At 55.3% G+C, this 7,743-nt stretch carries 11 protein-coding genes; all 11 read right to left on the bottom strand.

Annotation, left to right across the window (positions count from 1 at the left end):
• Nucleotides 1–358 (bottom strand): hypothetical protein (locus ACUIAG_RS09190; RefSeq protein WP_445340430.1); only part of this gene is annotated, 358 nt, incomplete at its 3' end.
• A gap of 477 nt (nt 359–835) precedes the next feature.
• Nucleotides 836–1,219: a hypothetical protein gene (locus ACUIAG_RS09185; protein ID WP_445340428.1), complete on the bottom strand. Its 384-nt coding sequence runs from the start codon at nt 1,217–1,219 to the stop codon at nt 836–838.
• Nucleotides 1,220–1,414: 195 nt separating this feature from the next.
• Entirely contained in the window at nt 1,415–1,765 is a 351-nt protein-coding gene (locus ACUIAG_RS09180; protein ID WP_445340427.1) for a hypothetical protein, read from the bottom strand.
• Between the two features lie 921 nt (nt 1,766–2,686).
• On the bottom strand, nt 2,687–3,007 hold the full coding sequence (locus ACUIAG_RS09175) for a hypothetical protein (protein ID WP_445340426.1): 321 nt from the start codon (nt 3,005–3,007) through the stop codon (nt 2,687–2,689).
• A complete protein-coding gene (locus ACUIAG_RS09170) occupies nt 3,004–3,255 on the bottom strand; it encodes a hypothetical protein (RefSeq protein ID WP_445340425.1) in 252 nt (83 codons plus the stop codon). Before ACUIAG_RS09170 ends, ACUIAG_RS09175 begins: the two co-directional genes overlap by 4 nt.
• A complete protein-coding gene (locus ACUIAG_RS09165; protein ID WP_445340429.1) occupies nt 3,252–4,232 on the bottom strand; it encodes a hypothetical protein in 981 nt (326 codons plus the stop codon). Before ACUIAG_RS09165 ends, ACUIAG_RS09170 begins: the two co-directional genes overlap by 4 nt.
• A gap of 477 nt (nt 4,233–4,709) precedes the next feature.
• A complete protein-coding gene (locus ACUIAG_RS09160; protein WP_445340428.1) occupies nt 4,710–5,093 on the bottom strand; it encodes a hypothetical protein in 384 nt (127 codons plus the stop codon).
• Between the two features lie 194 nt (nt 5,094–5,287).
• A complete protein-coding gene (locus ACUIAG_RS09155) occupies nt 5,288–5,638 on the bottom strand; it encodes a hypothetical protein (protein WP_445340427.1) in 351 nt (116 codons plus the stop codon).
• Nucleotides 5,639–6,555: 917 nt separating this feature from the next.
• Nucleotides 6,556–6,876, bottom strand: coding sequence for a hypothetical protein (locus ACUIAG_RS09150; protein ID WP_445340426.1), 321 nt, complete (start codon nt 6,874–6,876; stop codon nt 6,556–6,558).
• Nucleotides 6,873–7,124 (bottom strand): hypothetical protein, encoded by a 252-nt coding sequence (locus tag ACUIAG_RS09145; RefSeq protein WP_445340425.1) that lies wholly within the window; start codon nt 7,122–7,124, stop codon nt 6,873–6,875. Before ACUIAG_RS09145 ends, ACUIAG_RS09150 begins: the two co-directional genes overlap by 4 nt.
• Nucleotides 7,121–7,743: hypothetical protein (locus ACUIAG_RS09140; RefSeq protein ID WP_445340424.1), on the bottom strand; the 623-nt coding region annotated here is incomplete at its 5' end. The genes ACUIAG_RS09140 and ACUIAG_RS09145, both read right to left, overlap by 4 nt.

Here is a 7,743-nt window from a genome sequence, read left to right as displayed (position 1 = left end):
TCTCGGACTTAGAGCAGTACATTGCCGCCGCACCAACGCGACGAACCTTTTCGAGATGAGCATCGGGGATACCATGGGATTTCAAGACCCGGACAACGTCTTTCCTTCTACGAGGCCTACCGCGTGAAAGCAAGAGCGTCGCCTGAAAATGCAAATAACCTTGGGCGCCACCTTCAGAGCCCCGCTCAAGCTGGAAAACCCAGTCCGCATCCGGATCGATTTCCCGGAAAGCATCCTCAATCTGAGTTGCCGAAATGCCTGGCACGCCACCTTTCTCATGCGCGTTAATGGTTAGAAACCAACTTCTGACCAATTCATTAACCGTCTTCAAATTCGGTGAAAAGCGTCGCTTCCCCATTTCCCTTCTCCTAAAACTCCCCCAAAAGCATTTGCCATTTCGCTTTTTGGCAAACGATTTTGGCAAACGCCCTGAGGCCTACTGCGAGTAGGGCTGAGAGCCTGTGATTTGCCATTTTTGCCATTTCCCCAGTAACACTGTCGCTGGCGCGACGTTCGGGGCTTCGCCCCGCACTGGGGAAATGGCGCTGTCCCAGTGTCCCCGTCGGCCCTTACGGGCCTTTGCCCCATGCTGAGTCGGACCGGGCCGTTGGCCCGTCCGGCCTTTTCCGCGCCTCCCGTCGAAGGCTTGCAGACCGGCCCCGCCGCTCCGCCTGACGCTCCGCTCTGGGGCCGGCCCGCCTGCCTTTTCCGTCCAGCTCGAAGGCCTTGCGGAGCCCTGCGGCCCGGACCGTTTTTCAGCTGGAGTCAGCGGCCCGGCCGGGCCGTAGGGGCCTTTGAGCCAGCCCTTTTCAAACGCCAAGCCTTTTCCCGTTTTCTACCAGCTTTTCCCAGAAGGCGGCTGGCTCAGACCCGGCTCCGGTTCCTCCGCTTCGTCCTCCGCTGCCAGTCTGGATAGGCTCACCGGCTGGGCCTGAGCTTTCGGGGCCTGCTGGCCGATCCTTGTCTTGCTGGTCGGCGGGCCGGGATGGCGTGGTGGAGTCTGCAGAACCGGGGCGGCCGTGAGAGTCTGAAACTTCTGAACGATGTATGCCGGTTTCACTCCGGCGAAAAAATTCGTAATAATCGTCATCATTACCTTGCTGCGCGAAATGCCTTCCTGGGCGGCGACCAGCCGGACGAGCTGATGTGCTGTTTTCGGCATATAGACGCGAATTCCCGGCCATGGTTCGGTGTGCTTCTTGAGTGTCTTTTTTGACATCGGATTTTCCTTTCTTGTAGTGGCAGATGCGGTAAGCTTCTAAAAGAACTCGATGCTCGAAGCCGCCGGTGCTGGCCAGCTCCCTACGCCAACCCTCCTCAGTCCGAGGGTGATCAATCACCGCAAGGAGGAGGAGAAGGGCGGGTAGAAGCACAGCCAGCGAAGCAGCAGCTAAAAGCACCGTGATAAGCCAGCTCATCGGTCACCCTTTGGTGAAGCGATGCCGTCGGCGACAATCGAAAGCCGGACGGTTCCGGAGTCCCTGGTCGTCCAAGGGGTAATGGTGAGGCTCCCGGTCAGAGCTACCGGCTGAAGAGCGGTCAGTTTCCCTGGCTTGGTGAAGACCTTCACTGAAGCGGTCTTCAGCACCTCGCCTCCCATCCGGACAACAATGCTAGGTAGAGAGAAGACTGGTCGGCCATCCACCAGCTTTGGCTCTTCTGAACCAAAGGCTGTAGCCGGCTTAAGTGAATCTCCATCGATGTCGGCGAGGGGAATGACTTCGATAGGTGTAGATGTTGCTGATGTGTGAATCGCGATTGCCATCGTGGGCTTCCTTTCCTTGTGTTCTGCGGTCTTACGGTCTTACGGACCGTTTTCAATAGGTATCTAACAAAACGCGAGAAAGGGCTTCATTCTGCGGTTTTCAAGACCTCCATCGTCCTTAAAAGATGCATACTGTATGCTCCTGCTTTTTGAGGGGGTGGCCGGGCGCGCCAGTCCCCCTCAAACTCCCCAACGCCGCGCACCTTCGGTGCAAGCGCCCGCAAAAGCAGCGGGCTTTGCGCCTTGTTGCAAAAGGGTGGATTCACGATACCCAAAATTTTGAGCTGTCAAACGCACAGCGACGATGTGCGCTTTTACCCGGGAGGAGACAATGGGCAGTGTGAGAAATACTCCGTTGGAGTGGAAAAAAAAAGCCCCAGTCGTTAAACTGGGGCACGTCATAAAATAGCTGCAGTTGAAGCCTAGCATAAATCTGTGCAGGCGGGTAGCGTCCGATATCGCGCCCGGCGAAGACCTGAAAAGCGTCGAGAGGGAGACCGGCCAAAACCCGGCTTTAGCGGGTTAGAGCCGCGGGGAAACAACAGACCTTAAGAGCAAACGTGGCATAAGCGGGACGGCCGACACGTTAATGGATTGACACCCGGACAAAGCCTCTTAAGGGTATGCCGCCTTCGCCGAGCCAATGACTTCAGCCTTGATGAGTGACCGACCGACCGACCGGAGAGATCACAAAATCATCTTGCCCCCTCATCCTATCATCAGGACGCAAGGGGCAAGGTTCGTTCTCTCTCTCCCTCCCAGAGTTAGCCCTAGAAACTGCGCTACTAAGCCATTCTCAGAAACGCCCAGGGCAAGGATTTGCTTTCGGAAAGTCATGGATTATCTCCACGATAAGAGCTAAGAGGAAAAACACTCATAGAAGGGGGTGTAGGAGGCCCATATTCCTGGAGGGTCGTGGATCTACCACCTGAAAGTCACCCACTTATCATCCTGAGATGGCTGACTCTTGGAAGGCTCCTCAAAGCGATGCGTGGGCTTAGCCAGATGCCGCATAATAAGTTCATCCCAAAAAGCCCACGCGTCTTCCTCCGAAAGGATTGCTCTAGGAGAATCCAGCGAGGCAACAGGAAAGTAAGGTTGAAACATCTGGTTATAGAGAGCCAAGACCTTATCCGGGGCGTAGCTCGCTTCAGCAAACCACCAAAGCGGGGAAGAACCGGCCCTATTCTGCGGAAAAGGAGTTCCCGAATCAGAGGACTGGTGAAAATCAGACTTATTCATCCTCGTTGTACCTCCCTTGCAATCCGCACCATTTCATCAAGAAAATCTGCATCAAAAACGACTCGGTGAGGGTCAGCCTGAATTTCCATCGGAGAGGCCAGCTTCCCTCCGGTTCCAGATTTTGTGTCTATCCATCGATCCGTTGCTCGCTCGGTCAGCGCCCAAGTCCGAGCTGCCAGCCCGGAGCCGACTTCAGCTTCGAAGTCTGTGTAATCGAAATAAATTCTTCCATCAGGTAAGGTAATCATCTTTTTCCCTCCATATGAATGACTCGCGAGATTCTTCTTTTAAGAGCAGCACGGTCAGCCGCCGGACAGTCGCGGTATAGGTCTTCGAGGCGCCAATTCGAGCAAATATAAACCTTCGTCCAAGCCGCCCAGGAGTTTTCGTAGCGGCGATCAAGCTGGACCGGATACCGGTCTAGAAGCTGAAGAAGCTGAGAGATTGGAAAGTCACCACGAAATTCATCAAGCAAAAGCACAGGCTCAAACGAATATTTGCCGAAGGGATCTCTCGTCGAAAGCGTTGCAGCGTAAAGCTTCTCGGGGGGTACGGCCTCTCTCACAGAGCGAGTTTTCCCCACGCCAGTCGGCCCCCAGATGTAGGTGACTTCGACTTTTCGTTGCTCTGAACTCCAGCGTTTTGCCTTCTGAGCCGCCCAAATCGTCTCAACAAAAGACCGGTTTCCTGGTGTGAGAAGAAGTCGAAGCTGGTCATCTAACGCGATTTCCTTCGGGGTCATTCCCGAATCCACGGCTTCCGCCAGCAGCATTCGATCACCGATGGCACCCGAGCCGGAAGCTTTGCTTTTCCGGACAGACTCCTCATGGAAGTGCTCTGAGCTCCACCACGGGCCAGCCTGACGGGTCTCGGACTTAGAGCAGTACATTGCCGCCGCACCAACGCGACGAACCTTTTCGAGATGAGCATCGGGGATACCATGGGATTTCAAGACCCGGACAACGTCTTTCCTTCTACGAGGCCTACCGCGTGAAAGCAAGAGCGTCGCCTGAAAATGCAAATAACCTTGGGCGCCACCTTCAGAGCCCCGCTCAAGCTGGAAAACCCAGTCCGCATCCGGATCGATTTCCCGGAAAGCATCCTCAATCTGAGTTGCCGAAATGCCTGGCACGCCACCTTTCTCATGCGCGTTAATGGTTAGAAACCAACTTCTGACCAATTCATTAACCGTCTTCAAATTCGGTGAAAAGCGTCGCTTCCCCATTTCCCTTCTCCTAAAACTCCCCCAAAAGCATTTGCCATTTCGCTTTTTGGCAAACGATTTTGGCAAACGCCCTGAGGCCTACTGCGAGTAGGGCTGAGAGCCTGTGATTTGCCATTTTTGCCATTTCCCCAGTAACACTGTCGCTGGCGCGACGTTCGGGGCTTCGCCCCGCACTGGGGAAATGGCGCTGTCCCAGTGTCCCCGTCGGCCCTTACGGGCCTTTGCCCCATGCTGAGTCGGACCGGGCCGTTGGCCCGTCCGGCCTTTTCCGCGCCTCCCGTCGAAGGCTTGCAGACCGGCCCCGCCGCTCCGCCTGACGCTCCGCTCTGGGGCCGGCCCGCCTGCCTTTTCCGTCCAGCTCGAAGGCCTTGCGGAGCCCTGCGGCCCGGACCGTTTTTCAGCTGGAGTCAGCGGCCCGGCCGGGCCGTAGGGGCCTTTGAGCCAGCCCTTTTCAAACGCCAAGCCTTTTCCCGTTTTCTACCAGCTTTTCCCAGAAGGCGGCTGGCTCAGACCCGGCTCCGGTTCCTCCGCTTCGTCCTCCGCTGCCAGTCTGGATAGGCTCACCGGCTGGGCCTGAGCTTTCGGGGCCTGCTGGCCGATCCTTGTCTTGCTGGTCGGCGGGCCGGGATGGCGTGGTGGAGTCTGCAGAACCGGGGCGGCCGTGAGAGTCTGAAACTTCTGAACGATGTATGCCGGTTTCACTCCGGCGAAAAAATTCGTAATAATCGTCATCATTACCTTGCTGCGCGAAATGCCTTCCTGGGCGGCGACCAGCCGGACGAGCTGATGTGCTGTTTTCGGCATATAGACGCGAATTCCCGGCCATGGTTCGGTGTGCTTCTTGAGTGTCTTTTTTGACATCGGATTTTCCTTTCTTGTAGTGGCAGATGCGGTAAGCTTCTAAAAGAACTCGATGCTCGAAGCCGCCGGTGCTGGCCAGCTCCCTACGCCAACCCTCCTCAGTCCGAGGGTGATCAATCACCGCAAGGAGGAGGAGAAGGGCGGGTAGAGCACAGCCAGCGAAGCAGCAGCTAAAAGCACCGTGATAAGCCAGCTCATCGGTCACCCTTTGGTGAAGCGATGCCGTCGGCGACAATCGAAAGCCGGACGGTTCCGGAGTCCCTGGTCGTCCAAGGGGTAATGGTGAGGCTCCCGGTCAGAGCTACCGGCTGAAGAGCGGTCAGTTTCCCTGGCTTGGTGAAGACCTTCACTGAAGCGGTCTTCAGCACCTCGCCTCCCATCCGGACAACAATGCTAGGTAGAGAGAAGACTGGTCGGCCATCCACCAGCTTTGGCTCTTCTGAACCAAAGGCTGTAGCCGGCTTAAGTGAATCTCCATCGATGTCGGCGAGGGGAATGACTTCGATAGGTGTAGATGTTGCTGATGTGTGAATCGCGATTGCCATCGTGGGCTTCCTTTCCTTGTGTTCTGCGGTCTTACGGTCTTACGGACCGTTTTCAATAGGTATCTAACAAAACGCGAGAAAGGGCTTCATTCTGCGGTTTTCAATCCATCGTCCTTAAAAGATGCATACTGTATGCTCCTGCTTTTTGAGGGGGTGGCCGGGCGCGCCAGTCCCCCTCAAACTCCCCAACGCCGCGCACCTTCGGTGCAAGCGCCCGCAAAAGCAGCGGGCTTTGCGCCTTGTTGCAAAAGGGTGGATTCACGATACCCAAAATTTTGAGCTGTCAAACGCACAGCGACGATGTGCGCTTTTACCCGGGAGGAGACAATGGGCAGTGTGAGAAATACTCCGTTGGAGTGGAAAAAAAAAGCCCCAGTCGTTAAACTGGGGCACGTCATAAAATAGCTGCAGTTGAAGCCTAGCATAAATCTGTGCAGGCGGGTAGCGTCCGATATCGCGCCCGGCGAAGACCTGAAAAGCGTCGAGAGGGAGACCGGCCAAAACCCGGCTTTAGCGGGTTAGAGCCGCGGGGAAACAACAGACCTTAAGAGCAAACGTGGCATAAGCGGGACGGCCGACACGTTAATGGATTGACACCCGGACAAAGCCTCTTAAGGGTATGCCGCCTTCGCCGAGCCAATGACTTCAGCCTTGATGAGTGACCGACCGACCGACCGGAGAGATCACAAAATCATCTTGCCCCCTCATCCTATCATCAGGACGCAAGGGGCAAGGTTCGTTCTCTCTCTCCCTCCCAGAGTTAGCCCTAGAAACTGCGCTACTAAGCCATTCTCAGAAACGCCCAGGGCAAGGATTTGCTTTCGGAAAGTCATGGATTATCTCCACGATAAGAGCTAAGAGGAAAAACACTCATAGAAGGGGGTGTAGGAGGCCCATATTCCTGGAGGGTCGTGGATCTACCACCTGAAAGTCACCCACTTATCATCCTGAGATGGCTGACTCTTGGAAGGCTCCTCAAAGCGATGCGTGGGCTTAGCCAGATGCCGCATAATAAGTTCATCCCAAAAAGCCCACGCGTCTTCCTCCGAAAGGATTGCTCTAGGAGAATCCAGCGAGGCAACAGGAAAGTAAGGTTGAAACATCTGGTTATAGAGAGCCAAGACCTTATCCGGGGCGTAGCTCGCTTCAGCAAACCACCAAAGCGGGGAAGAACCGGCCCTATTCTGCGGAAAAGGAGTTCCCGAATCAGAGGACTGGTGAAAATCAGACTTATTCATCCTCGTTGTACCTCCCTTGCAATCCGCACCATTTCATCAAGAAAATCTGCATCAAAAACGACTCGGTGAGGGTCAGCCTGAATTTCCATCGGAGAGGCCAGCTTCCCTCCGGTTCCAGATTTTGTGTCTATCCATCGATCCGTTGCTCGCTCGGTCAGCGCCCAAGTCCGAGCTGCCAGCCCGGAGCCGACTTCAGCTTCGAAGTCTGTGTAATCGAAATAAATTCTTCCATCAGGTAAGGTAATCATCTTTTTCCCTCCATATGAATGACTCGCGAGATTCTTCTTTTAAGAGCAGCACGGTCAGCCGCCGGACAGTCGCGGTATAGGTCTTCGAGGCGCCAATTCGAGCAAATATAAACCTTCGTCCAAGCCGCCCAGGAGTTTTCGTAGCGGCGATCAAGCTGGACCGGATACCGGTCTAGAAGCTGAAGAAGCTGAGAGATTGGAAAGTCACCACGAAATTCATCAAGCAAAAGCACAGGCTCAAACGAATATTTGCCGAAGGGATCTCTCGTCGAAAGCGTTGCAGCGTAAAGCTTCTCGGGGGGTACGGCCTCTCTCACAGAGCGAGTTTTCCCCACGCCAGTCGGCCCCCAGATGTAGGTGACTTCGACTTTTCGTTGCTCTGAACTCCAGCGTTTTGCCTTCTGAGCCGCCCAAATCGTCTCAACAAAAGACCGGTTTCCTGGTGTGAGAAGAAGTCGAAGCTGGTCATCTAACGCGATTTCCTTCGGGGTCATTCCCGAATCCACGGCTTCCGCCAGCAGCATTCGATCACCGATGGCACCCGAGCCGGAAGCTTTGCTTTTCCGGACAGACTCCTCATGGAAGTGCTCTGAGCTCCACCACGGGCCAGCCTGACGGG

This window comes from Bifidobacterium sp. ESL0825, from assembly GCF_052606465.1.
Note: the sequence above shows the minus strand (reverse complement) of the source record. Positions and strands in the feature narration are given on the sequence as shown.